This window comes from Saccharothrix luteola, assembly GCF_020859565.1.
GTDB classification, from domain to species: domain Bacteria; phylum Actinomycetota; class Actinomycetes; order Mycobacteriales; family Pseudonocardiaceae; genus Actinosynnema; species Actinosynnema luteola.
Genome location: NZ_JAJHUO010000039.1, coordinates 64,281 through 88,269 on the forward strand (window position 1 = coordinate 64,281; position 23,989 = coordinate 88,269).

The 23,989-nt window shown below is 65.7% G+C and carries 23 protein-coding genes; 8 read left to right on the plus strand and 15 right to left on the minus strand.

Translation table 11 applies throughout. From position 1 onward, the window contains the following. Positions 1-94: 94 nt before the first annotated feature. From LNK82_RS40250 to LNK82_RS40270, 5 genes are all read left to right on the plus strand, one after another. The gene (locus tag LNK82_RS40250) at positions 95-778 is read left to right on the plus strand and encodes a response regulator transcription factor (protein ID WP_230572123.1); all 684 of its coding nucleotides are present in this window, start codon (positions 95-97) and stop codon (positions 776-778) included. Continuing rightward, a complete protein-coding gene (locus tag LNK82_RS40255; RefSeq protein ID WP_230572124.1) occupies positions 775-1,956 on the plus strand; it encodes a sensor histidine kinase in 1,182 nt (393 codons plus the stop codon). Before LNK82_RS40250 ends, LNK82_RS40255 begins: the two co-directional genes overlap by 4 nt. Before the next feature lie 131 nt (positions 1,957-2,087). Beyond that, positions 2,088-2,675, plus strand: a complete 588-nt coding sequence (locus LNK82_RS40260; protein WP_230572125.1) for a transposase family protein — start codon at positions 2,088-2,090, stop codon at positions 2,673-2,675. A gap of 15 nt (positions 2,676-2,690) precedes the next feature. After that, positions 2,691-3,224 carry a hypothetical protein gene (locus LNK82_RS40265; RefSeq protein WP_230572126.1) on the plus strand — a complete coding sequence of 178 codons (534 nt, stop codon included), beginning with the start codon at positions 2,691-2,693 and terminating at the stop codon, positions 3,222-3,224. Next, positions 3,206-4,089 (plus strand): IS5 family transposase gene (locus tag LNK82_RS40270; RefSeq protein ID WP_372470778.1). Its coding sequence is split into 2 segments (ribosomal slippage): positions 3,206-3,551 and positions 3,551-4,089, totalling 885 coding nucleotides; the frame shifts between segments, so codons are not numbered across the junction. The genes LNK82_RS40265 and LNK82_RS40270 overlap by 19 nt, the downstream gene beginning before the upstream one ends. Before the next feature lie 297 nt (positions 4,090-4,386). Here LNK82_RS40270 and LNK82_RS47325 read toward each other — a convergent pair. Further along, positions 4,387-4,509: a hypothetical protein gene (locus tag LNK82_RS47325; protein WP_268997881.1), complete on the minus strand. Its 123-nt coding sequence runs from the start codon at positions 4,507-4,509 to the stop codon at positions 4,387-4,389. 902 nt (positions 4,510-5,411) lie between these two features. Between LNK82_RS47325 and LNK82_RS40280 the strand changes: the two genes are divergently transcribed. Both LNK82_RS40280 and LNK82_RS40285 read left to right on the plus strand, forming a co-directional pair. After that, positions 5,412-6,098 carry a response regulator transcription factor gene (locus tag LNK82_RS40280; protein WP_230572127.1) on the plus strand — a complete coding sequence of 229 codons (687 nt, stop codon included), beginning with the start codon at positions 5,412-5,414 and terminating at the stop codon, positions 6,096-6,098. A gap of 56 nt (positions 6,099-6,154) precedes the next feature. Beyond that, positions 6,155-6,469 (plus strand): hypothetical protein, encoded by a 315-nt coding sequence (locus tag LNK82_RS40285; RefSeq protein ID WP_230572128.1) that lies wholly within the window; start codon positions 6,155-6,157, stop codon positions 6,467-6,469. A gap of 305 nt (positions 6,470-6,774) precedes the next feature. Here the strand turns inward: LNK82_RS40285 and LNK82_RS40290 are convergent, their stop codons facing one another. From LNK82_RS40290 to LNK82_RS40335, 10 genes are all read right to left on the minus strand, one after another. Further along, on the minus strand, positions 6,775-8,151 hold the full coding sequence (locus tag LNK82_RS40290) for a DUF6297 family protein (RefSeq protein WP_230572129.1): 1,377 nt from the start codon (positions 8,149-8,151) through the stop codon (positions 6,775-6,777). Between the two features lie 17 nt (positions 8,152-8,168). Then, entirely contained in the window at positions 8,169-8,807 is a 639-nt protein-coding gene (locus tag LNK82_RS40295) for an ABC transporter ATP-binding protein (RefSeq protein ID WP_230572130.1), read from the minus strand. 25 nt (positions 8,808-8,832) lie between these two features. Beyond that, positions 8,833-9,135, minus strand: a complete 303-nt coding sequence (locus LNK82_RS40300; protein ID WP_230572131.1) for a hypothetical protein — start codon at positions 9,133-9,135, stop codon at positions 8,833-8,835. Next, complete coding sequence (locus tag LNK82_RS40305; protein ID WP_230572132.1) at positions 9,122-11,275, minus strand: lanthionine synthetase LanC family protein; 2,154 nt, start codon at positions 11,273-11,275, stop codon at positions 9,122-9,124. The genes LNK82_RS40300 and LNK82_RS40305 overlap by 14 nt, the downstream gene beginning before the upstream one ends. Continuing rightward, the gene (locus LNK82_RS40310; RefSeq protein ID WP_230572133.1) at positions 11,272-12,354 is read right to left on the minus strand and encodes a phosphotransferase family protein; all 1,083 of its coding nucleotides are present in this window, start codon (positions 12,352-12,354) and stop codon (positions 11,272-11,274) included. The genes LNK82_RS40305 and LNK82_RS40310 overlap by 4 nt, the downstream gene beginning before the upstream one ends. Positions 12,355-12,426: 72 nt before the next feature. After that, positions 12,427-12,732 (minus strand): hypothetical protein, encoded by a 306-nt coding sequence (locus tag LNK82_RS40315; RefSeq protein WP_230572134.1) that lies wholly within the window; start codon positions 12,730-12,732, stop codon positions 12,427-12,429. Between the two features lie 43 nt (positions 12,733-12,775). Then, positions 12,776-13,924, minus strand: coding sequence for a methyltransferase (locus LNK82_RS48050; protein WP_230572135.1), 1,149 nt, complete (start codon positions 13,922-13,924; stop codon positions 12,776-12,778). A gap of 679 nt (positions 13,925-14,603) precedes the next feature. After that, positions 14,604-16,988 (minus strand): tyrosine-type recombinase/integrase, encoded by a 2,385-nt coding sequence (locus tag LNK82_RS48055; protein WP_230572136.1) that lies wholly within the window; start codon positions 16,986-16,988, stop codon positions 14,604-14,606. Further along, positions 16,985-18,181 carry a tyrosine-type recombinase/integrase gene (locus LNK82_RS40330; RefSeq protein WP_230572137.1) on the minus strand — a complete coding sequence of 399 codons (1,197 nt, stop codon included), beginning with the start codon at positions 18,179-18,181 and terminating at the stop codon, positions 16,985-16,987. Before LNK82_RS40330 ends, LNK82_RS48055 begins: the two co-directional genes overlap by 4 nt. 97 nt (positions 18,182-18,278) lie before the next feature. Continuing rightward, the gene (locus LNK82_RS40335) at positions 18,279-18,539 is read right to left on the minus strand and encodes a hypothetical protein (protein WP_230572138.1); all 261 of its coding nucleotides are present in this window, start codon (positions 18,537-18,539) and stop codon (positions 18,279-18,281) included. A 706-nt stretch (positions 18,540-19,245) separates the two neighbouring features. Between LNK82_RS40335 and LNK82_RS40340 the strand changes: the two genes are divergently transcribed. Continuing rightward, positions 19,246-19,545 (plus strand): hypothetical protein, encoded by a 300-nt coding sequence (locus LNK82_RS40340; RefSeq protein WP_230572139.1) that lies wholly within the window; start codon positions 19,246-19,248, stop codon positions 19,543-19,545. A gap of 199 nt (positions 19,546-19,744) precedes the next feature. Here LNK82_RS40340 and LNK82_RS48520 read toward each other — a convergent pair whose 3' ends face one another. The 4 genes from LNK82_RS48520 to LNK82_RS40355 all read right to left on the minus strand — a co-directional run bounded on the left by LNK82_RS48520 (position 19,745) and on the right by LNK82_RS40355 (position 23,986). Next, entirely contained in the window at positions 19,745-19,996 is a 252-nt protein-coding gene (locus tag LNK82_RS48520) for a winged helix-turn-helix domain-containing protein (RefSeq protein ID WP_372470779.1), read from the minus strand. Positions 19,997-20,258: 262 nt separating this feature from the next. Next, complete coding sequence (locus LNK82_RS40345) at positions 20,259-21,614, minus strand: pyridoxal phosphate-dependent aminotransferase (protein WP_230572140.1); 1,356 nt, start codon at positions 21,612-21,614, stop codon at positions 20,259-20,261. Next, on the minus strand, positions 21,611-22,441 hold the full coding sequence (locus LNK82_RS40350) for a tryptophan 2,3-dioxygenase family protein (RefSeq protein WP_230572141.1): 831 nt from the start codon (positions 22,439-22,441) through the stop codon (positions 21,611-21,613). The genes LNK82_RS40345 and LNK82_RS40350 overlap by 4 nt, the downstream gene beginning before the upstream one ends. A gap of 9 nt (positions 22,442-22,450) precedes the next feature. Continuing rightward, positions 22,451-23,986 (minus strand): amidase family protein, encoded by a 1,536-nt coding sequence (locus tag LNK82_RS40355; RefSeq protein ID WP_230572142.1) that lies wholly within the window; start codon positions 23,984-23,986, stop codon positions 22,451-22,453. Positions 23,987-23,989: the final 3 nt, after the last annotated feature.

A 23,989-nucleotide genomic window follows, 5' to 3' on the forward strand; every position in this document is an offset into this window, starting at 1 on the left:
GGATCGGCGATGTCACAAATGTATCCGGCCAGCCCTGAGGCGGCGCTGAAGTTCCCTGAAGTCGACTTCAGCTTTGACAGGCATAGTGGGGGGCATGCGAGTACTGGTGGTGGAGGACGATCGGCGACTGGCGGGCCTTCTCGTCCGCGGGCTCGTCGCAGAAAATTTCGTCGTCGATGTGGAATACAACGGTCGTGATGGCCTGTGGCGGGCGAGTGAACACGCTTACGACGTGATCGTGCTGGACGTCATGCTGCCGAGTTTGAACGGCTACCGGGTGTGCGCACGGTTGCGGGCCGCCGAGGTGTGGACGCCGATCCTGATGCTCACCGCCAAAGACGGGGAACTGGACGAGGCCGAGGGCCTGGACACCGGAGCCGACGACTACCTGACCAAGCCGTTCTCCTACCTGGTTCTGGTCGCCCGACTACGAGCTCTGGCCCGGCGCGGTAGCACACCCCGTCCGCCAGTGCTCAGGCTCGGTAATCTGGAGTTGGACCCGATCGCGCGGACTTGCCGTCGTGACGGCCGCTCGATCGCGCTGACGGCGAAGGAATTCGCGGTGTTGGAATACTTGTTGCGCCGTCGAGGGCACGTCGCGACGAAAGCAGAGATCATCGCCGGGGTCTGGGATGAGAGCCGCGAGCCCGACCCCAACCTCGTCGAGGTCTACGTCAGCACCCTGCGCCGCAAGATCGACACACCGTTCGGAACTCGAACCATCGCCACCGTCCGGGGTGTCGGATACCGACTGGTGACCGAGGGGCGCAAGAGGTGAAGAAGCGCAAAGGCTCACTGCGCATGACAGTGACGATGACCGTCACCACGGTATTGGCCGTGCCCTTGTTGACGGCGGCCGTCGTCACGGTCATCTACATGCGTGAGCAGACGGTCGTACTGCGTGAGATGATTCGTGGAATCTTGACGGATTTTGGCTACCAGGAAGTTCCGTTCGACGACACGATCTGGATGTGCACTTCGGGCAACCTATCGGGTCAATGTTACGGGCATGGGTTCGCGATCGGTCATGCGCAGGACATCCTCGGTCATCCATTTCGGTTGCTTGCCATGTTTTTCATAGGCTTCTGCATCTTCATAGCAATAATCGTGTGGGTGGCAACGGGGCGCTTGCTGCGTCCGGTGGAAGAGATACGTCGACAAATGACCGAGATCACCGAGCACGACCTGACCCGCCGGGTTCCGGTGCCACGCGGTCGCAACGAGATCACCGAACTGGCCGCCACGGTCAACGCCACATTAGACCGGCTGGAAGCGGCCGTGGAGGACAACCGGCGGTTCGTCGCCGACGCCTCCCACGAGTTGCGCAGCCCGATCGCCGCGCTGCGCACCGAGTTGGAGATCGCCACCGCCTATCCCGAACTCGCCGACTGGCCCACCGTGGTCGACGCCGCCCTGGCTGATACCCACCGACTGCAACACCTGGCCACCGACCTGCTCCTGCTCGCGCGCCTCGACCAGACCGCCACCGCGCCCGTGTCGGACGCCGTGGACCTGGGTGCCATGCTGAGAGACGACACCGGCCGTCGACGCTCGCGGCACGCCGTCACCGTCGACCTACCCGACCACCCGGCGGTGGTACGAGGCAGTCGAGCTCTGTTGACCCAATTACTGACCAACCTACTGAACAACGCCGAACGCCACGCCACCAGCCGTATCACCATCATCCTGCGCGCCACCGACACCGTTGCCGTCCTCGACGTAGCCGACGACGGCCCCGGCATCGCGCCCCAAGACCGTGAACGCATCTTCGACCGCTTCACCCGCCTCGACGACGTCCGCACCCGCGAGACCGGCGGCACCGGCCTGGGCCTGCCCATCGCCCGCCGCATCGCCGCCGCACACGGCGGCACCCTTGATGCTGTCGACCACCACGACGGAGCCCGGTTCACCGCCAGGATCCCTCTGGCTTCCAGGGAATCAGCAGACGCTCGGTAAGCGGCTCGGGGGACTTCACGGGACTGTAAAACGAGCGTGCTTCTGTCGCTGATTGCGTGATCAACGAGATCGGGTAGCCGCTGGTGGGCCTGAGGTGCCTGCGATCATGGTCAGGGTGTGATCGTGACTGGTTGGACGTTCTGCTGCCGCATCTTGCCGGTGTGATGGTGGAGCGGGTCGAGCGGACCTCTTCGGGTGTGCGGATCTGGGCGTGTACGACGGTGAAGTCCGCGCCTTGCCCGTCCTGCGGTGTGCGGTCGGGTCGGGTGCACGTCCGCTACGACCGGAAGTTGGACGACGCGCCCGTGGCCAGTCGGCCGGTGGTGCTGCGATTACGGGTGCGTCGGTTCTTCTGCGATCACCTGGACTGTGAGGTGGGGACGTTCGTCGAGCAGGTCGACGGTCTGACCGTCGAGCACGCGAGGCGCACCCTGTTGTCGCGCACCGCGTTGGAGCGCATCGGCTTGGCGTTGGCTGGCCGGACCGGAGCACGCCTGGCCGCCGGTCTCGGACTGCCGACCAGTCGGAGCACGCTGTTGCGGTTGGTGCACGCCCTGCCCGATCCGCCGGTCGAGGCGGTGGAGGTGCTCGGGGTCGACGACTTCGCCCTGCGGCGCGGTCGTCGCTACGCGACCGTGCTGATCGACGCGGTCACCCACCGCCGGGTCGACGTGTTGCCCGACCGGCAGGGCCGCGACCCTGACCGCCTGGCTGCGTGAACATCCCGGGTGAGGATGGTCTATCGGGACGGCTCGGCCACCTACGCCGAAGCCGTCCGCCAAGGCGCCCCGGACGCGATTCAGATCGGCGACCGGTGGCACATCTGGAACAACCTGGTCGCGGCGGTGGAGAAAACCGTGACCGCGCACAGCACGTGCTGGTACGTCGGACCGGCACGACGAACCCAGGCCGCAGAGGAGCGGGCCCTGCAGCGGCACGCCGCGATCCACGACCTGCTCGACCAAGGTGTCGGGCTGCTGGAATGCGCTCGACGCCTGGGCGTGTCGCTCAACACGGTCAAGCGCTATGCCCGTATCCCCTCCGCCGAGCAGTTGCGGCGCCCGCCGCCCTACCGGCGAAGCATGGTCGACCCCTACCGCGACCACCTGCGCCGCCGTCTGGTGCGGCAACCCGATATCCCGGTCACCCACCCGCTCGCCGAGATCCGCGCTCTGGGCTATCCCGGCAGCGCCAACCTGCTAGGGCGTGTCCGCCGGGTCGTTGATCGTGGGTTTGATCAAATTGTGTTGTGGCGCGTGGTGATCTGACGGATGCGGAGTGGGCGATTTTGGAGCCGTTGCTGCCCGGCCCGAAGTCTGGGCGGGGTGGTCGGTGGGGTGACCGTCGGCGGGTGGTCAACGGGATCCTGTGGCGGATGCGGACGGGCGCGCCGTGGCGTGACGTGCCGGAGCGGTACGGGCCGTGGAAGACCTGTTACGAGCGTTATCGCCGGTGGGCTGTCGACGGGACGTGGGCGCGGGTGAAGCGGCAGGTCCAGGGGCGTGCCGAGGCCGAGGGCGACATCGACTGGGACGCGCAGGCCGATTCCACGATCGTGCGTGCCCACCGGCACGCGGCGGGTGCCCGTAGAAGGGGCTGAGTCCGGAGGAATCGCGGGCAGCCCAAAGTCTGGGCCGGTCCCAGGGCGGCCTCACGTCCGAGATCCACACTATCGCGGACGGCCGGGGTCGTTCCCTGGCCACCCGCGTCACGCCCGGCCAGGCGGCGGACACCAGGCAGCTCGACGCGCTGCTGGACGCCGTCGCCGTGCCACGGCCGGGTGGTGTCGGTCGGCCGCGCGGGCGTCCGGACTCGTTGACCGCGGACAAGGCTTACGGCAGCAGGGCGAACCGGGCGTCGTTGAGACGTCGGAAGATCAAGGCGGTGATCCCCGAGCGGCGGGATCAGGTCGCAAACCGGCTGCGCAAGGGATCGGCCGGTGGGCGGCCCCCGTCGTTCGATGCCGATGCCTACAAGCGGCGCAACCAGGTCGAACGGGGGTTCAACCGCCGCAAGCAGTTCCGCGCGATCGCGACCCGCTACGACAAGCTCGCGCTGCACTGGCAGGCCACCAACGACATCGTCGAGACCATCGACTGGATCCGCGCCACACCCGACAAAACACAATCATGACCCGGCGGACACGCCCTAGTAGAGTGTCGCTGCTTAGTTGTGGCACTTGCGGCTGTGCGCGGCGCAGCACTCCCTCGATCCTCCAGAGTTCGGGATCCGGGAACGAGCCGTGGAGGTGCACGATGGTCATCTCCACCTGGCTGACGTCCGCCTGGTGGGCCCTCGTCGCTTTCAGTTCGCGGGACACGGCCTTGAGGCTGGTGTTGAGTACGGCGAGCACGTCGCCGATGCTGGTCATGACGGTCACTCCGCTGCGGGTGGGACAGGTTCGGAAGTTCGGTCATCGTCGGTGTGGTGTCACAACCTGGGCAGAAGCAGTGCGACGCTGAGCACGCCGAGCAGCACCAGGACGGTGTTGCCGAGACTGCTGTGCTGGTTGCGGCGGTGCCGGGAGTGGGCGACGTCGCCGTGGTCGCCCACTTCCTCGCCATAGGTTCTCTAGCCGGTCAGAGCTGTTGATCGAAGCAGGCCTTCCGACGCCTGACCGCCAGCTACAAACGCTACGCAGACAACTATTGCGCCTTCCTCACCCTCGCCGGAACACTGATCTGCTTTAATTGACTCGCCAAACCCGCCACGTGAGACACGGTTTCAATAACGGCATTTCCATTATTCGGCCAAGCCTTTCCGTGAGTCAGGGGGTTTACCCGGACGGGCCGGGCAAACCCCCTGGCAGATCAGTGTGTCACCTCAAGGAATTGCTCATTCAACTCTTAGAGCAGGGCTTGGTGATTGTGCTCTGGTCAGCCGTGACGTTTCCCGAATAAATCCAGCCGTGCGGATCCGTACCCCCGACGCTGACGTAGTACCAAATGTTCCCCGACGAGTTGTAGGTGAAGCACCAGCCGCCAAGTCGCGTTCCTTTCACGAGCGTGTAGCCGCTCGCGTTGTCACAGCCTGCGCTGGGGCCACTCCTGAGCCAAATGGGGTTCAGCACACTTGTGCCGCCAGGGCCATTGTCGTCATCATCGTCGAGGAAGACCCCGCAGGCCATAGTGCCGATGTCCGACGGGGTCCAGTTCGGCGGTTCGTTCGCCACGCTCGCGGGTGCATCCGCCGATCCGACAGGGACTGCGTTCGCGGTAATGGGTGACGCCGTCAGGGAGAGTCCGGCGACAGCGGCCGTGATGGCGAGAGCCCGGATGAGTTTTCGTACCACTTGCCCTCCGTAGGTTGAGTCATGATTGTTGAACCGAGGCACCTGATACTGCCTCGTAGATCTGGCGTGCGTTTGCCACCGTGCCGGACAGCCCCTAAGAGGAGACTGAAACAACCTGAAGCGTCTTTCAGTATTCGTGACCGCAATGGGGCATAGTGTCGGCATGCGAGTACTGGTGGTGGAGGACGATCGCCGGTTGGCCGGTCTGCTCGTTCGCGGGCTCACGGCGGAGAATTTCGTCGTCGACGTGGAATACGACGGGCGTGATGGACTGTGGCGGGCTACCGAGCACGCCTATGACGTAATCGTGCTGGACGTGATGCTGCCGGGGTTGAACGGCTACCGGGTGTGCGCACAATTGCGGTCGGCGGAAGTGTGGACGCCGATCCTGATGCTGACGGCCAAGGACGGTGAACTGGACGAGGTCGAGGGCTTGGACACCGGCGCGGACGACTACCTGACCAAGCCGTTCTCCTACCTGGTGCTGGTGGCCCGGTTGCGGGCGCTGGCGCGCCGCGGCGGTACACCACGGACCGCCGTGCTGCGCGCCGGCGACCTGGAGTTGAACCCGGCTGCCCGGACCTGCCGCCGCGGCGACACGCCGATCACCTTGACCGCCAAGGAGTTCGCGGTGCTGGAGTTCCTGCTGCGCCACCGGGACCGGGCGGTGTCCAAGATCGAGATCATCGCCGGAGTGTGGGACGAGGCCCGCGAACCCGACCCCAACCTGGTCGAGGTCTACATCAGTACCCTGCGCCGCAAGATCGACGCATCTTTCGGCAGACGCAGCATCACGACAGTGCGTGGAATCGGATACCGCCTGGACAGCAAGGAAAGAGGACTCGCATGAGCTGGCGGACACCCCGACCACAAGTATTACGCAGGCGCGTCACCACGATCGCCACCGTGGCACTCGGCGTGCCAATCATTGCCGCTGCGTTGCTCGCCGTGATGTTCCTCGAAAACCAGGTCATGGGGCCCGATACCGCGCCGGTGAAGGTGCGTTTACTCTGCAGTTTCGCCTCGGCCTCCTTTCCCGTCGACCCTTCGGTCGACGCGGACCTGGAAGCCGCACGTTGGGCCCTCAGCACACAAGAATGCGATGACCGCGAAACACGGGTGTCGTCGTTACCTAAGCGCGTCGGTGACATACCGGTCACGGGAGTCACCGACGCGGACAAAATGATCACCTGCCAGGCCAGATACCTGGCCTCGCAGTGATGCCGGAGCTGTCGTTCTGGCCCTTCACCGACCCGAACGAAATTATTATATGTGCGACCTGCTGCTCGACTTAATCACTGCTCTGGTCTCGCAGGCTTGCTGCCGCTTGGTCTCTTGGAGTGCGCGGGCGCTTTGGCTGGCGACCTGGCATAACCGATTCTAACGCCGCCTGAAGAGCATCCCACCTCTGCCGAATGGTCCGATACCAGGAACCGCGACGGTCACTGCCTTTTGCGAACGGCGTAGAGCAGTTGATCGCCTTTGCAGCTCGACCGGCATGCGACCAATGGATGTCGACGGCAAGTTCATATAAGGGCCATCTGGACGCCTGCCAGCACAAGCAACAGCGCGGGTCCGCGGCTGAGTTGCACGATGAGACCGATCGGGGTCGGGCCGAACAGCCCGAAGTCAATGGCGGCAGCCGCATAGTCCAGCGGTGGTCGGGTCGCGATCCGGTACGTCACGGCTACCGCGCCCAGTGCAGACACGACGCCGTTGGCGAGGGTCAAACCCGGTGTCAGCGGCACCGTGACGGCGCACCACAGCACCGCTCCCGCTCCGGGAACCACCAGGTGAACTGTCCGCAGGTACCGCACCGGCACACCGAGCATCCGGCGCATCGCGGGCGACCGGCAGACGAACCGCAATCCTCCGGCCAGTCTGTCGGTCGCCAGGAACGCCGCCACCAAGTGGAACGCGGGTACGAAGTCGACCGCCGCGCTGAGCGCCATCACCATCGGCACCGGTATGAGTGCGGCCCACACCAGCAGCGCATTGCGTCCGCGCAGGATCCGCAGGAGATCCACCCAGACCAGCACCGCGAAGCCCGAGCCGCGAAGCCGGGCAGAACGGACCCGGCCCAGCAGCAGCGCCCGCCGTTCGACCATGATCGAGCCGAGCAGGCTCAGCTCGAACCAGCTCACCGACACCGCCACGACAGAGGCCAGTGCCGCGCCCGCGCTTAGCGACGCGCGGCGGATGTGGTGCAACGCCCGCACTGCGGCGAACGTGACCGCGGCGGCGACCAGCAGCAGCACTGCGAGCACCGCGTCCGGCGCGAGGAGGCTGGGCACTGCGGGTTGGGCGGTCAGGCCGTAGAGCTGTGCGAGCACCGCGACCGCGATCGCCCCGCTCAGCCACAGCTGTACCCGGTGCGCCCGGACGCGGGTGCGTTGCAGTACGACAGCGCCGGAGACGATGGACAGGCCGAACGCGGCCGAAACGACGAACTGTGCGACGGCCGGTTCGTGCGCGTACTTGACGACGCCGAGCACCACGGCTGGCCATACCGCACCGAGCAGCAGACCCAGTGCGGCCAGGACGAGGAACCGCCGCAGGAGCAGCGCCGCGCGGTCCACCGGTGAGCTGAGGATCCAGAACGTTTGTTCCCGGCCTGCGAAAATCGGTCCGAAGGCCAAAACGGTTTTTGCGAGAATCAGGGCCACAAGCAGGGAGAGCCACGAGTACGACCATTCCGACGTGCTGGCCGTCCAGGCCGTTCCTTCGCGTGGTGCGCTGTTGAGCCCGCTTGAGGCGAGTTCATAAGCAATGCCGCCAAAAACAGCCACGTAAATCAGTCGCTCGTACCACGTCACGAGCTTGACGCGCCACCCGGGATGAGATTCGGAACTGCTCTTCTGGCGTTTCCGCACCTCGCCGACGGAAGGGATTCGCGCGGCCACGGTCAATCGGTTCCCGCTCATGACGGGAGCTGGATCGCACGGTCTGCGACCGTGTCGACCAATTCTTCGTCGTGTGACGCGAACACCACCGCGACGCCCAGCGCTTTCTCCTCGTTCAACCGCTCGCCCAGCCAAAGTCTCCCTTGTATGTCAAGTCGTTGTTCCGGCTCGTCGAGGACGAGTAGCTCGCGCGGTCGCACGAAACACGACGCGAGGCCTAGCCGGTGCAACTGACCGCTGGACAACGTCGGCGGCAATTGGTCTCGGACCTGCTGCAACCCGAGGTCGGCGACTATGTCCTGCACCCGCTGCTCCGGGTCGTCGGTGCCGTGTAGCCAGGCGAGCAGTCGGAGATGCTCGACCACCGAGACATCCGGGAAGAAGTCCACGTCGTCCAACAAAGATGCCATCTTAGCGCGCACTGCCGAGGACGTCTCGTCGAGCGGTTCGCCGAGGAAGAACACGCTGCCGTCGTCGTAGATCTCGGCCCCCACCAGGCACTTGAGCAACGTCGACTTGCCCGCGCCGTTGCGGCCGACGATCGCGAGCGCCTCTCCCGGCGCGACGGTGAACGTCACGTCCGTGAACACGGGCACGTCGCCATAGCTCTTGTGGACCTCGAGCACGGACAGCACAGAATCTGCCTGTTCGGACATGTGGCGATGTTAGCGTATGCTCGCGCTACGACTTCAGCACGTCTCGGCAAGTCGAGAAACTGAGCAGAACAATGGGAACCAGTCCCGCCCGACTCTTTATCTCCTGGGCTAGCTGGACCAATCGGGCGCGTTCAACGGGGTTGCCCGCCGTTTCACCCGTGAAAAACGCCATCATGCGGGGCACTGCCTCGTCGACGGCCATTTCGCCCACGACTACACTGCGGGCCGTCTCGGTGAAGTCGTCCACCCCTTCGACATCGGCCATGGACGATTTCATCTCGTCCATGAACGCGGCAAGCACTTCGTTCTGCCCATTATCGGCACTCATATCGGTCCTCCAGCCGGGGAAAGGGGAGTGCTGCGGAAACTGCAGTGTCACAGTGGCGTCGCAGAGCTGCACAAGCAGCACCCGCTATGCCCATCATCAGTCCAGGGTCGGCCGGATCGGCCGCCGCGACGGCGATCCTGGTGAGGTGGTCGACGATGGCCTCGTCCTCTGGTTCACGCAGATCCGGCGGTAAGAGGGAGAGCACCTCGGCGAGGCCGGCAGCACCGTGGCACGTGCCGGTCGCGTACCCGTGAGCGGGAAACCGCTGCGCAGCCGCACGGGTCCGGTGGAGTGCGATGCGCACGTCGTTCTCGGCACCGCCGGGGACCGCCAACCTCGCCAGCAACAACCCCGGCGTGCCGTAGCACCAGTCGGACCGGAAGAGCCCGTGGCCTCGGCCCGAGTACTCGAGGCCGCCGCTTTCCAGCCACACCCGGGGGTCCCGCCAGTCCGACGCACCCGGGTCGAACCACTCGTACTCGTACTCGCAGGCACGCCGAGCCGCGTCCGCCCACCTCACGTCGCCTGTCGCGGTCGCGAGAGCGCCGAGCGCGAGCACACAACCGGAGGCGCCGTGGCCGAGCCCGACGAAACCGGCCTTGTCCTCCCGTCCTGCATCAAGCCAGCACAGGCCGCCGGATGCGGTCTCGCGCCCTTCCCTCACCATTCGCGTGGCCACCTCGACCGCGAGGTCGAGGCCATTGGTGTCAACCAGCCGGTCACTGCCGATCAACGCGAGGACGATGCCCGCCGCGCCATCGATGAGGTCATAAGGAGCCTCGGCAGTGTCCAGGTAGGACACTGCCGCCTGATGCGTCAGGTCCACGCCGGTTTTGAGCAGGTCCGGGTCGTCGAGCCACCGGCCCGCCATCGCGACCGCCATCCCGACACCCGACGTGCCCGTGTGCAGCCCGTATCCCGGCAGGTCGCTCGCGGTGGCGAGTGCCTGCCGGATGGAGCCGTAGGCGTGGTTTCGGTGGGATGGGTTGCCGGTGAACGCCTGCATCTGTGCGAGCGCCCAGCCGATTCCGGCGGTGCCCTGGTAGAAGCTCGCGTCGACCGACCGCACCGAGTCGCCGTCAGTCCCCAGCCAGGTGCATCGGTCACCGTGCCACAACGCGCCATCGACCAGTTGGTCGGCGAGCTCGCCCGCCTTCGCCAGCCAGTCGTGCACCCTGGGTGCCGGAGCAGGATCGACGATGAACTTGGGGCAATTCGCGATCACCTGAGCGGTGTGACTGCCGATCCCGATCAGATCCGCCAGTTCCACTCGTGCGCCTTGGACCATGTGCCGGGCCAGCGCGGTGCAGACGTACGTGCCGAAGCTGTCGAGGCGGACGCCGGGATCCTGCGCGAGGCCGACGCCCGGTGCGATCGGCGTGGTCAGCGCGGGCGAGTAGGGCCGCAACATCGTCGCGATGCGGGCGCGCACGGCAGCGAGCTGAGGCCATACGCCGATCAGTGCGCTCTTGGTCAAGTACAACACGGCCGCGTCGGCACGATCCGGCCAGCCGCGGTCGGACTGCAGCACCTTGAACTGGTAAGCGGTCCCGGCGAGCGCCTCGGTGATCTCGCCGACCAGCGCGAGCGCACCGTCGCGCGTCACGTTCCAGTACACCCGCATCAGCGGCTCTTCGCCGACAGCCGATGGTGGTCCCTCGCTCGAGGTGAACAGCACGAATCCCGGTGACTTCGTGACCGAGACACCGGAGACGTCCACCCGGATCCGCTCGCCGTCGCGCACAACGTCTGGAAGCTGGGAGACCGCGACCCGCACCCCGGACACCACCGCGAACTCACCCCGCTCGGTCCGTTCGACCGGGTACGAGGCCTGGAAGGTCTCCGCGCCGCGGTTGGCGGCAATCGCCGCGCGGATGAAGCGCGGCGACTGGCTGGGCGGTTTCGCGTCCGAGTCGCCGACGATCAGGTCGAGATCGCGTCGCGGCCTGCCGTAGACGTACCACGTGCGGTAGAGCAACCGGCTCAGCGAGGACTGGAGCGCTTCGGTCACCGTGCCGTCCGGCAGGGGCCTGATCTGGTCGACCGGCTCGCCGAACCACAGCACCTCGTGCTTGTCGGTGATCGTCACCGCATCCAGTGCCGCGGCGATGGAGTCGTCGTGTTCTCGGCGCAGCGTCATAGGTCCATGCCGAAGAACAGCCGGCCCGCTTCCTCGGGACGGCGGAACATGTTAGCCGCGATCTGCAGCATTTGCTCGGCCAGCGGAGAGATGGACACGTCACGGTGGCAGTGCTCCATCGCGGTCTGCACGAGACGTGCCGCGATCCACCGCACGATCGCGGCGTCCACCGTCGCATCCCCGTAACCGGCGAGCAGGCAGCCCGCGAACACGTGCAGCTCGACTAGACCCGCCGCTGCGGCCGACCGGGCGTCCGCACCGGGTTCGGGCAACCAGAGATCCGGGTCGGCGAGCCACCACGCGAGCCGTTCCGCGAGCAGTGAGCAGAGGTCCCAGCGTGGGTCAGCGAGCCCGGCCATCTCCCAGTCGATCACGGTGAGGCGGTCGGTGTGCTCGTCCACCACTATGTTGTCCGCTCGCAGGTCGTTGTGGCTCAATGCAATCGGTGACCAGTCGGCCGCGACGGAGTCGAGCACACCGGTCAAGGCGGTGCTGGTTTGGATCCTCTCCAACACTCTCAGCGACGCCGGGCTGTGGAACTCGATCGACTCCAGGCTCGACTGGTGACAAGTGAGGATGCGCGGTGGCGTGCGGGCGTCCGAGGCCACGGTCGGCATCGCGTGCAGCGTGGCAAGGACTCGACCGAGCCGCACCGCGTACCGAGCTCGTGCCTCGCGGGGTTGCTCGCGTTCGTGCTCACGCGGGCTGACCCCGTCGACGAGCTCGACGACCAGCACGCCGTGCGCGGGATCATCGTGGACGTACCGCGGCACGGAGCCCTGCATCGGCGATCCCATCAGCCGCCGGTACATGCTGGCCTCGATGGCGAGCGACTCCCGCGTCTCCGTGTTGGCGCCCTGCTTGACCGCCCAGCCACTCCCGGGAACGCGCACCAGGAGGCACCTGCACCGGCGGGAAACATCTTGCACGGTGACCTCTCGGCGCAGCACCGCGCGCATGTCGAGTTCACCGAGTCCGACGACGAGCTCGATCGCCTGCCGTTCGTCGAGCAGCGGCACGTCCGTACCGAACACGGCACTGCTGAGCAATGGTGCGCGTCGATCAGTCGGTGCGCTCACCGGAACCACCTTTCTGGGCGCCAGAACCTGCGCACCGGGCGAGCGGCGTGGATACCACTCGCCCGGCAGGTGTCAACAGCAGGGCGAACAGCTGGTGACCGCGGTACAGCTCGCGACGCTCACGGTGAGCGAGATCGTGCCGCACTTGGCCTCAAGCGTCTGCGCGAGCTGGATCAGCCGCTTGCGCTCGTCGGACCGGCCCGAAATGTCGCCCTCGAAGAACGCCATCATCGTGTTGACCGCATCGTCCAGGCTGATCTCGCCCTTGACGAAACCGCGGGCGGCCCCGCTGAACGAACTCATGCCGTCGATGCTGTTCAGTGCGGTCTCGATTTCGCCCATGACGTCTCGCTGCGGTTCCAAGGTTGGCGCGGACATGCTGAACTCCCTCCAGATATGGCTCGGTCGCTAATAACAGATTTCAGCGGCAGCGGAACTCGAGGATCGACCGGATGCGTGATTTGGTCGTAGCGACATGCTTCAGTCCGACTGCGTCTGCCAACTCCATGATTTCCTCGATCGGCCGATCCGGGGCGTGCATTGATGCTGCAAGAAGCAGATCGGTTCTCGTCGGCTGTGCCGGGTCGAGAAAGTAACCGTTCAAATGCAGTTCCGACACGACCACCCGGCCGCCACTCCCGGCCGCATGTACGCAGTTGCGCAGAATCCGGGACGCATCTTGTGCGGGCCAGTCAGAAAGAATCGCGGAAAGCAGGTAGACGTCACCGCCCTCCGGCAACGGGTCGAAGAAGGATTGGGTGCGTACTTTGCAGCGCGCGCTGAACCGAGCGAGCAGTTGCCGGGCTAACCCGGTGAAGCACTGCAGATCGATGACAGTAGCGTGCAATGTCACGTATCGGTCCAGCAGCGCTTGCACCACCGTGCCAGTGTTTCCGCCGACGTCGACGACGTGTCCCACGTTCGCCCAGTCAAAGCCTTCGACAAGGAAGTCCAGGTCAGGTACCCGCGAGCCGGTAGCGAAGACTTCCATGTCGGCGTCGGTGTAACTACCGGAATTGAGATGCCGCCAAACGTCCTCTCCGAAAAACCCCTGACAGACCGTCTCGCCGGTGCGTACCGCATGCAGCAGCTCGGTGACCGCCATTTCCAATTTTCCTGCCACGCTGGCTAGGTCGAGCGCCGCTGTAGTGCCGATTGCATCGTTTTTGCGCACCAACAGCGAGCCGACGGTGGTCAGTTCGTAGCGGTCGTCAGTCAGTCGCAGAACGTCGATGAAACACAAGTGATCGAGCAATTTCTCCAACATTTGCGCATGGGCATCGACCGCATCGATCAACGATGGCAGCGTGCGGTGGCCGGAGTCGATGAAGTCGAATATACGTAAAGTGACGGCCACTCTTAACGCCATTGGTGTCACAAGATCGGTAAGGCTCGAAAGCGTAGCGATGTCCTGTGGCAGTGCCGCAAGCGCTCTTGCCTGCTCAGGCGAAGGGGGCACGTTCTCGTCTACCTGATCAACGCAGAACGTAGAAATTCGATACGTACTAGAATAGTCATGTAGGCCCCCCGGCTTCATGTTCGAGAAGCTGATCTCTGTCTGGATGCTCACCTGTCTCTACCGCGATAGTGCATGATCGGGAACAGGCTGTCAACCACCCAAGAGTCTTGTTTGAATGCTCGTCGCACTCGACCCGACTGTCGCTCAATAGCTCTTGTGGGTTGGCCACCTACCATGCCGTGACCAGGTGCAATCCGCTGCCTTACGGATCGTTGCAGCGTCGGAGTCTTGGGCTGGCGGCAAGGACTGGCTCTCAAGCCGTCTTCCTCGACCTGCACTCCCGTCCCCGTGTCCGACTACTTTGACCACAGGAGGTAGGGGCGACACACACGAATATTCCACCTCAATGTTCATCTCCGCTGCGATGATCGCCTGTACCCTAAGGCGTCCGACAACCGCCGCGCTCGATGAACACGCTTATCGACGAGGTCGGCCGCGTCCACGACCTGGAGGTCGATTGCGTCGAGTTCGGACTCGGTTCGCTTACCTGTATGACGGCCACCGCACTTTCGTCTACCGACCCTCGGCCGCGTCGGCAAATGCCTACGCCGAACTCGAACTCCGCCTCGACTGCGCCGACGCACTACTCGCCAAGATGAACAATTGGCCATCCGCTAGATGCTGCCGGAAAATGGGTGACTGAGGGAGTCAAGCGGCCGACGATCGTCACCAGTATTTAGGCCGATAGGCAGAAGGCTGCTCGTGTCAGTGGACGTCGATTGAGAACTGCTTAATGTGGGCCGCTGATGATCGGCATGCCGAGGACAGTCGGGCCAGGGGTGTCGCGCATTCGGTTCAGGCTTCGGTCGAGGCTGACGAGTTTCTCTTTGGCTTTGGCGAGGCTGTAGGTGAGTCCTTCGGCTTCGCCGAGCCAGCCGTTCACTCGTGCTTCTGTGATGCGTTCGTCCAGGTTGTGGATGATTTCCACCAGTCGTGGGCGTTGTGTCGGTGACATGCGCAGCATGGGGCAGCGCAGGCAGGAGTGCTCGTGCTGGCAGGGGCTTGCGTAGGGGCGGCCGCAGTCGCCGAGCGCGACCTTGCGCAGGTTGAAGTGCTGCTGGAACTCGCGCCATTCCTCGTCGGTGGGTTCCCGGTATTCCTCGCTGGGGCGGGTCGCTCGTCGGTGGTCGAGGAAGGTTCGGTAGGAGCGGATCAGGTCGTTCTGGAAGACGGCGAGGTAGGCCTCGGTGGTGGTCACCGTGGCGTGGCCGAGCAGCCGTGCGGCGATGTGGACGGGCAGTCCGCCGGTGACGGCGTCGGTGGCGAACATGCGGCGGAAGTCGTGCGGGGTGTGGCGCAGCGGCCGGCCGGCATGATCTGTCACCCCGGCGAGGGCCAGGATGTGGTCGATCGACTTCTGCACGGTCGCCGTGCTGGTCACGGTCGGGCTCCAGCCGGTCTTGTGCTGGAACAGGTGTGGCAGTTTCGGTCCGAGGACGTGCTCGTGACTGTCGCGGCGGGAGACCAGCGGGATGCTGCCGTTGTTGTCGTGGCGGAGCCGGGTGATGATCGTGGCCAGGACGCTGGAGAGTTCCGGGCTGACCAGCAGGAGCCGTTCCTGGTCGGTCTTGGAGGGCATGATTTGTAGCAGGGGCACGACCTCGCCGGTGTCGGGTAGTCGGTAGGACACCAGCGCCAGGTGTGTCAGTTCCAGCAGTTCCTCTTTCCGGATGCCGGTGTGGCGCAGCGTTTCGATGATCGCCCAGGCCCAGAAGGCGTCGGATTCGGCGCGGGTGAGGTTGACCAGTTCTCCTGTCGCCGTGTTGCGCGCGCAGACATGCTTGGGTGTGTGTATCCGCTGGTAGTCGACACCGCCGTGGGAGAACTTCTCGTCGGGTTGCGCGGCCTGTGCGATCTTCAGCAGCACCGCCTGCTCCGCCCGGTGCCGCTCGGCGGTGTCGACCAGGACGGGCAGGTGCGGCAGCCGGTCGCGGATCCGCTGATGGATCTCGGCGGTTCTCTTCTTGTCCGCCTTCGCGCCGCCCTGGGTGTCGGTGGGGCGGACCGGGCAGGGGACGGCGAACTCCGCCCAGCTCGGGTCCTCGACGGCCCACTGTTGGATGTCGAGGTAGAACGACCTGACCGCGATGAGGATCCTCAGCCTGCTCTTTCGGACCTTGGTCGGCCAGTTTTCCCTGGTGACGAAGTGCAGTCGGTCCTTCCACGCCTCGGCGACCCCGGCCGGCAGGTGCAGGCTGTCGATGCCGGGGTGGTGGCGTTCGATGTCGGCCCAGAACGCGCCGGTCAGCATGCTGGCCATGTTGCGCAAGGTGCCGTAGTCCACGCCGGGCCGGCGTTCGTCGAGGTAACGGACGAGCAGGTCCCGGACCGGCGAGCACTGGATGCCGTAGTCGTCGACCAGGTCGGCGGTGCTGCGTTGTCCGTGCAACAGGGCTTGGTGCATGGGTCCCTCGACGGGGAGGACTCCGGCGGCTCGCAGGAGGTCCCACGCTTCAGAGGTGCCGGACCCGGCGTAGCTGCGGTGGGCGAGGTTCCAGCCTCGCAGGGCGAACAGATCTTCAACGGTCAGGTGCTCGGGGTTGCGGCCGGTGTGCAACACCATCTTGGTGATCGCCGCGACGCCGGTGAGGAACTGGCGCGTGCTCATGTGGGCGCGCACGTCGGCCTGCTCGATGCGAGCGAACACCTCCGGCGAGAACACCGCCCTGGTCAACGCGAACACCCGCGCGGACTTGAGGCGGGAGAGGAAGTCGTAGTCGGGCAGTACCACCCGGCACAGCAGCAGGCAGGTAAGCCCGAGCAACGTTTCGGTGCGCTTGGCCGTCGGGGTGCGGGTGTCCCCGGTGTCGGCGTCCTCGATCGGCTGCATCCAGTTCTTGTCCGCGTCCGCCCCGGCGGCCAGCCATCGCTGCTGCCAGGTGTCCCCGGGGTAGGTGAGCAGCCAGTGGAGGATCTTGTGCGCACCCCGCTGCGCCACCCCGGCCCGCTTGCCATCGGCACCGGGCATGACCGGCAACTGCCGCACCACGGCAAGCACCTCGGCCGGGGACAGGTGATCCGCGGGGCCGGCCGTCCGAGCCAGGGGCGGTGGCTGGTGGCTGATCAGAAAGGTTCCCGAGGTCCGGCGCGAGGCGCCGGTGACGACCCGGCTCACCGGGGTCCGCCCCCGAACAGGATCGCCAGGTCGGCAGCCGCGTACCCGGCCGCGACCGGCGCAGGCGGCTTCTGCGCCCGCTGCTCCCGCTCGGCCAGATGGTCGAGCACCCGTCGCAGCACTTTGGCCTCGTCCTCGACGGTGTAGACATCCGCGGTCGTGGACAGGTGAGCGTGGCCGAGGATGACTTGCACGTCCCGCATCGAGAGGGTCCGGTCGCGGGCCATGCGCAGCGAGGCGGTGTGCCGTAGGTCGTGCATGGTCCAGTTGGTGCCCAACGCGGCGTTGAGCCGCCGCCAGACCGCGCGCAAGGCCTCGTAGTCCAACGGCTGCCGACGCAGGCCGTCGCCGTGGTCGCGGCGGCGCAGGGTCCACCAGATCGGCTCGTCCGGAGCTGGCGGGTCGCCGAGATCGGCCAGGTAGAGACGCAGCCAGACGAGCGACTCCGCGCTGACAGGCAGCCACTGCTCGGCCTTGGTGCCCTTGCGGATCACCCGGACGAGCTGATCGCCCCAGGCCACGTCCACCCCGCGGATCCCGAGCAGCTCGGTCGCGCGAGCCGCGCAGCTGACGTCCATCGCCAGCAGCGCCCGGTCCCGGTTCGAGCGCAGCCCGGCGAACACGTCGTTCCAGCGATCGTCGGGTATCTCCCGCGGACGTCGTTTCGGCAGCTTCGGGTTGTACCGGATCTTCCCTTCCGGACCGAACGGCTCCAGCGGGTTGTGGTGCGCGTGCGGTCGCCGTCCCCGATGACGCCGGTCGAGCTGGACGGGATTGATCAGCGGCCCTTCCCTCACATCTTGGACCCAGAACTCGTAGAACGCCCGGATCACCGCGTTGGAGTGCCTGATGGTGCGCGGTTCGTAGCGGTCACCGAGGTACCGCTTGCGGGTGATCGGGTTGATCGTCCCCGCCGTGACCGCCGACGTCGTTCTCGGTGACCGACGCGGCTTGGTCGCCTGCTTCATCCACAACACCAGGTCGCGAACCTCGGCCGGGGTCGCCTTGTTCCACTCCACATCGACCGCCCGCAACCACCGCCACCAGCGCAGCAACGCGTAGCAGTAGCTGCGCACCGAACTCCCGCTCGTGTCACCGGCGACGAAGTCCGTCAGATACCGCCGGATCGGCGCCACCGGCACACCGGCGTCGTCGACCACCAGCCACGGCACGAGCCCTTCGGCTCGGGCCACCCGGCCCCACCCAGGCAACCTGATAGCCGCGATGTCCCGGCCCTCATCGTTGAACAACCCACACCACCTTTCGACCGAGGTGGATGAGGTCTACCGGTCAAGCTTTATCGAACGAGTCGATTACCTCGGCGTGTCGTTCGTTAGTCCGGTCAACAGGCTGGAGGTGGGTGTACGGGGTGCCCTCCGCGGCGAGTTCGCGGACGCGTTCTATGCCCTGGGCCGCTTCCAGATGGATGACCGAGGCGACCACCAGCACTCCCAGCCACGTCCACGACCGTGCTGAGACCGGGGTAGTCACAGCGGTGGCGAGCAGGACGGCGTACGCGAGCACCTGAACGGTGACCACGTACGCGAGCACACCGCCGGGCAGCGACCATAGAGCCCAACGGCGTGGGTCCAGCCGACTCACGCTCTACCCCCGATCCCTCCACAGGGCACTCGACTGTAACTAGCAGGTCACGCACTGTCAGGAGCTGGTCGGGGGACATGACCAGCGCCTATCCGCTACCCACCAGGGAGACTCCCGTGATCGACAACCTCACGTCGCCCCGCACCGGCCGCCCGAGCGAGTGGACCCGCAGGACCAGCCGCCCCAGCGAGTGGCGGGGCTGAGCCCTCTGCACGAGCACCCCGCCGTCCTAATGTGGACAGCGGGGTGCGCTCGTTCGTCCCTCGAAGGTGCGTCCGCGTCGTGATGACCGTCCGGTTCACCCGTTGGAGCGGTCGGACGGGGCCGGGCACTCGTACCAGGGGGGACTGCGCAACGCGAACCGCGACCACCAGCCATTGGGCCCTGCGCGTTTCGTTCGAGGCTCCCTCTGACGTAGCGACCGTCGAACCGGCCTTGCCCGGTCAGTTCGACGCCCAGGCCGGTCCGGTGTGCACAGGTCCTCTCGAAGAAGAGCGACACTCCACACCAAGACCCCTGCGCTGACCCGCCCAACCCGTGTCCAACATCCGAGGTGAAGTCCGTCCATCTGGCTGCGTAAGCTGTTGGCTTGTGTGCCTGTCCGTGTTGTTGACGGGCACATCGACGCTCCACCGTTCGAACGAAGGACTGAGCTGTGCCCGACCGACCTGAAATCGTCTGCATCTGCGGCTCCACCCGGTTCATGAACGAGATGCGTGCGGTGAACCGCGATTTGACGTTTGCAGGTGTCATCGTCGTCGCGCCAGGCGAAGCAGACGAGCTGGTCACCAACGAGCAGAAGTCCGTGCTCGACGCCCTCCACCTGCGCAAGATTGACCTGGCTGACCGTGTTCTGGTCGTCAATCCCGGCGGGTATATCGGCGAGTCTGCGAGCAGAGAGATCGCATATGCTCACGCCACGGGCAAACCGATCTCGTTCACCGACCCTGTCTGACTACAGTAAAAGCTTGGTGGCGCGCGGGCGACAATCTCTGTCATCTGACGGGCTTCACAAGTAGTTTCACGTTGACTTTTCGTGAAGTGCTCAGGTGGCTGACCCGATGGTCGTCGGTGGATCGAGCATCGTTCCTTGTCCTCCGTGTTCGCCCGCAGAACGTTCGTGAGCAGCACTGGCTTCTGCTCGATCGCGGCGCTCAGGCCCGGGCAGGCGGCGTGGCGTCCGAGCGCGGTCCGCACCGGTTGACCCAGGCGATGGCTGCACTCCTAGCCTCACGCGTGTCCGCGATCGTCGGTTCGTCCTCGTCAAGCCAGGCGCGTACGGCATCGGGCTGCTGCCCATAGGCTCGCGGGGCCGGGCGCTGCGGGGCCAAGCCGTGGCGGCGCGGCCGCGACCCCCATGCCGTGCTCGGCCATGTCCGCCCGGCGGGCAGTCGGTAGTCAGCCATCGCCACGCAGACAACGGGCCCTGATCTTCTCCGATGACCAGTTCAGCAAGGCCGAGGCGTCCCGCACGGGACGCCAGACCGTCGCGACCGTCCCGCCGGTAAGCCCACCACCAGGTGCCCACCGAGCGGTCGAGCATCCCGAACGCCTCTGCCGCGGTCTACCGAGATATCCCTCCACCTGACCGCTCCTCCAACGCGCCGCCATCCGCAACCACAGCACCTCACGCTCTGCGAGCCGTTGATAACGGCTCCGGTCGGAGTACTAGTGGACATCAATGCTGCCGGGCTGGCCGGGCGGCACCGAGTGGTAGGTAATTGCGGCAGTTGCGAGACGATTGAGGATCGTGTCGAACACCTCGTCGGTAACGCCGAGGTAGAACCGCACCCATCGCGTCTTGCTGTCTGCTCCTCCTAGGAAGGAATTCTCGATGCTGGCGTGGGCGATCAGGATCCCAGTGCGATCCAGTAGGTACCTTCGGTACTGCTCGGCACCATCGGGCAAGCGGGCCCACGCTGTCGGTATGGCCACCAAGACATAGGGCGTGAACTCGCCAGGGCTGATCATCTCCTTCGGCCAGCCGAGTTCTTGTAGCGTGCGAGCAAACCTGCTGCGCTTGTCGGCCAACGCCTCGCGTTGCGCGATGGCATCGTGTTCGCTGATCGGGTCTGTAAGGTACTGCGCGACGGCCCATTCGTGGTGTGCGTTGCCGGGGAATCGTCGACGGAACGCAAACTCCAGCAGGAGCTTCAGCGTGTCGGGGTTGGCACTGAGCGTGCCGACCCCCCAACCGTTGACGCCGACCTGCTTGCCGAGCGACCGCACGGCACACCAGTCGAGTCTGCGTTTGCTGTTGCGGGAATCAGCGAGGAACTCGAGTAATGCGGCGGGCGCGGATACCGGCGTGGTGTTGGGCGTGCGCACCTCGAAGTACGGGTCATCGAGGAGAACAGCGGCGTTGTGAGCGGCGGCCAACTCGAAGAGACCAATCAGGGTCTCCAGTGACCAGCCCTGCCCAGTGGGATTGTGCTGGGCGTTCACGATCACCAAGGCAAGCCTTCTGCTGCTCTCCGCTGCCACCTCTCCGGCCACGTTCTGCGCGTCGGCTATATCGGGTCGCCAGTTGTTGTCGGCGCGCAACGGCCAGTACGCCATCTCGAAACCGGCCTCGGAAAGAGGGCCTGCGTAATCCCAGCACGGGTTCGCGCACAAGGCGACAGGAACCGACCGATCGCCGCCGCTGGTGGCCGCACGTGCGCGCAGTAGCCTCCCAAAGTCACCGATGACTCCACGGGTCCCTCCTGCGGTCAGCGCGATCTGGAAGTCCTCACCGTACTCACCGACGCGATCAAGACCGGTGGTGCGTATCAAGTAGTCGGCGATGGCCTGCCGGGCGGCAGGCAGGCCGCCCATCGACGCTTGATACCCGTGCAGCTCACGCGGCGTCTCTCGTGCGTAGTCCAGCAACCGGTGGGGAACCTTGGCTGAGGTGAACGACGGGTCTCCGATGGATGTCATCAACGGCGGCATCGCGTGACCGGAGTTGAGATACTCGTCGATGAGACGCGCGTCCGGGTACATCGGAAAGCCGGGGTCGTGGACGAATTCCGAGATGTTCACGAGGAAGCCGCCCGGTGCTGATGAACCAGGCTGGTCGCTTCGTGAAGGATTGGATAGAATCGGATCTGCACCCTGGACCAAAGATAGCGGGCCCCGTTTGTGCCGCCGGTTCCGGATGCGACGGCTCCGATCATGGCCTCGACCATGATCGCGTGTTGTGCTCTCCACCGCACCCAGTCCAGGTCGTGCATGCGCAGCGCGTTGGCGAGTTCGGCCGCCGGACCGCCGCTGGAGAGCGCGTTGAGCAAACCTGCCGCATCGTCGGCACTGCCGCCGACGACGTTGAGAAAGGCGTCCCACAGGTTGGGCGACGTGAGCCGTCCCTCCAGCGTGCGGGTCTCCTCAGCGCTGGAATCGAGCGCTCTCAGGCGCCGGCGGGCCGTCTCCCGGTGGCCGGACAGGATCTCGATTACCCAGAACTGCGCCGATTGCACTCCACTGGCATTGCCGAGCACATGGCGGAACGTTGCGAACTCTGCCGGGCTGATCATGCCAGGCAGCAGTGTCAATAGGTTGATGAGCTGCTCGGTCAGGGCACGGGAACGACGCAGACAGGTCAGCGCGGCTGCCACATTCGGCTCCCGTTCACACAGGCTGGTGATCGCGAGATCGAGTTCCTCGATCTGCTGGCCGAGCAGCAGTTCGGCCGTGTGGTGCAGCCCGATGAAGCGACTCTCCGCGCGCTCCTGCGTGCGGGGTTGGTGTGATGCTTTGAGCTCGGCGAGGTGCAGGTAGTCGCTGTAAGTGGTGCCCTGATCTGGGCTGGCACCGCGTGGTGCGCGACCGGAGAACTGATGCGAGCAGGCGTAAGCGTCCGGCGCATGCATGAGCTGTCCTTAGGATTGGAGTGGTGGGGCGGGAAAACCACCTTCGACGTCTTCGATCGACTTGGCCACGCGGAGGCAGAGGGTGTCCGCGCCGATCGGGCCGATGATCTGGAGTCCGACGGGCAGCCCGTCGACGATGCCGGCGGGCACCTGGGTTGCCGGATGGCCAGTCAGGTTGGCCGAGCACGTATTCACGATCATGTCCAGCGCGGAGCCGATCCAGTTGGCACGGGAGATGTTCGGGCCGGGCAACGGTTTCGGCAGGTACGGCGCGGTTGGGGTGACCAGTACGTCGACCTCGCCCAGGGCCTTGTCGTAGGCGTCGGCAAGCAGTCCTGTCAGGCGGATCGCGGCGGCGAGGTACCACCCGGTGGGCCGGTGTCCGGCGTGGGCGCCGGCCGCGGCCGACAACGCGACGGTGGCGGCGAGGTTCTGTGGGTTCGCGAGCCGTGCGGCGGCGAAATGTTCGACGAGTTCGGGGTCGGCGTGCAACGCGGTCTGAACTGCTCCACCGTTGCCGGCCAGCAAGTCTGGCGCGCCTGCCTTCAGCGTGAGCATCATGGCCAAGTCGGAGCCGCGGGTATGTTCCGGGACGCTGACCTCGGTCACTGTCGCGCCCGCTTCAGTCAGCCTGGCTATGTTGGCTCGGACGGTCTCGTCGACGGCCGGCTCGGAAAGGCCGGGGATCGAGAACGCTTCGCGAAGCATTCCGATCCGCAGGCCGCGGATGCCACCCTCCAGCGAGCCGCTCCAGTCCACAGGGGAGTCAGTGAAGCCCTGCCGCAGGTCACGTCCGTCGCGTTTGGCCAGTACCGCCATCGCTCTGGTCACGGTGTAGACGTCGCGGGCGAGTACGCCGAGGGTGTCTTGGGCGACGGTGAAGGGCATCGCTCCGGTGTAGGGAACCACGCCTCTGGTTGGTTTGTGTGCTACCAGACCGGTTCCGGAGCCGGGAAGGCGTACGCTGCCCGCCTGGTCGGCACCAAGCGCGAAGTCGACGAGGCCGGCGGAGACCAGTGCAGCGCATCCCGACGACGAGCCGAACGTGGCATGCGTATTCCGCCAGGGATTCCGGACAGGGCCGAGCGCGCTGGTATGGCTCGAGGCCGACAGGCCTAGGTCTTCGGCATTTGCGTTTCCCCGTAGCTGCGCTCCGGCCTCCAGCAGCAGCCGCACTGCGGTGGCGTCCTCGGTGGGCTGGTAGCCCTCGATCAGTCGGGATCCCGCGGACATCGGCCAACCGGCCACGGCGATATTGGATTTCACCACCCAGGTGAGGTCGGCCAGGCAGCCGTCGGGGGTTCCCTCCACTGAACCGGTTACGTACCAGGCGTTGAACGGGTTGCGATCGGCGGACGGCCGCTGCCATGCCCGGTCCGGCCGGTTCCGTTTGGTCTCTCGGTGCCAGAGTTCGACGGCGTCATGTGCGGCGGCAAACGCCTCCGCGAGCTCGGCATATAATGCCGCCTCGCTGGCTGGCAGCGATAAGCCGTCCCGTTTGCCGTGCGCAATGACGTCGGCCGGGGTGGGCGGAGTCCACGACACATA

What these genes read in the sequence shown, in the direction of transcription:
- LNK82_RS40250 (WP_230572123.1), top strand. Translation starts at nt 95, where the DNA reads ATGCGAGTACTGGTGGTGGAGGACGATCGGCGACTGGCGGGCCTTCTC.
- LNK82_RS40265 (WP_230572126.1), top strand. Translation starts at nt 2,691, where the DNA reads ATGGTCTATCGGGACGGCTCGGCCACCTACGCCGAAGCCGTCCGCCAA.
- LNK82_RS40280 (WP_230572127.1), top strand. Translation starts at nt 5,412, where the DNA reads ATGCGAGTACTGGTGGTGGAGGACGATCGCCGGTTGGCCGGTCTGCTC.
- LNK82_RS40295 (WP_230572130.1), bottom strand. Translation starts at nt 8,807, where the DNA reads ATGTCCGAACAGGCAGATTCTGTGCTGTCCGTGCTCGAGGTCCACAAG.
- LNK82_RS40300 (WP_230572131.1), bottom strand. Translation starts at nt 9,135, where the DNA reads ATGAGTGCCGATAATGGGCAGAACGAAGTGCTTGCCGCGTTCATGGAC.
- LNK82_RS40305 (WP_230572132.1), bottom strand. Translation starts at nt 11,275, where the DNA reads ATGACGCTGCGCCGAGAACACGACGACTCCATCGCCGCGGCACTGGAT.
- LNK82_RS40315 (WP_230572134.1), bottom strand. Translation starts at nt 12,732, where the DNA reads ATGTCCGCGCCAACCTTGGAACCGCAGCGAGACGTCATGGGCGAAATC.
- LNK82_RS48520 (WP_372470779.1), bottom strand. Translation starts at nt 19,996, where the DNA reads ATGGCTGACTACCGACTGCCCGCCGGGCGGACATGGCCGAGCACGGCA.
- LNK82_RS40350 (WP_230572141.1), bottom strand. Translation starts at nt 22,441, where the DNA reads ATGCATGCGCCGGACGCTTACGCCTGCTCGCATCAGTTCTCCGGTCGC.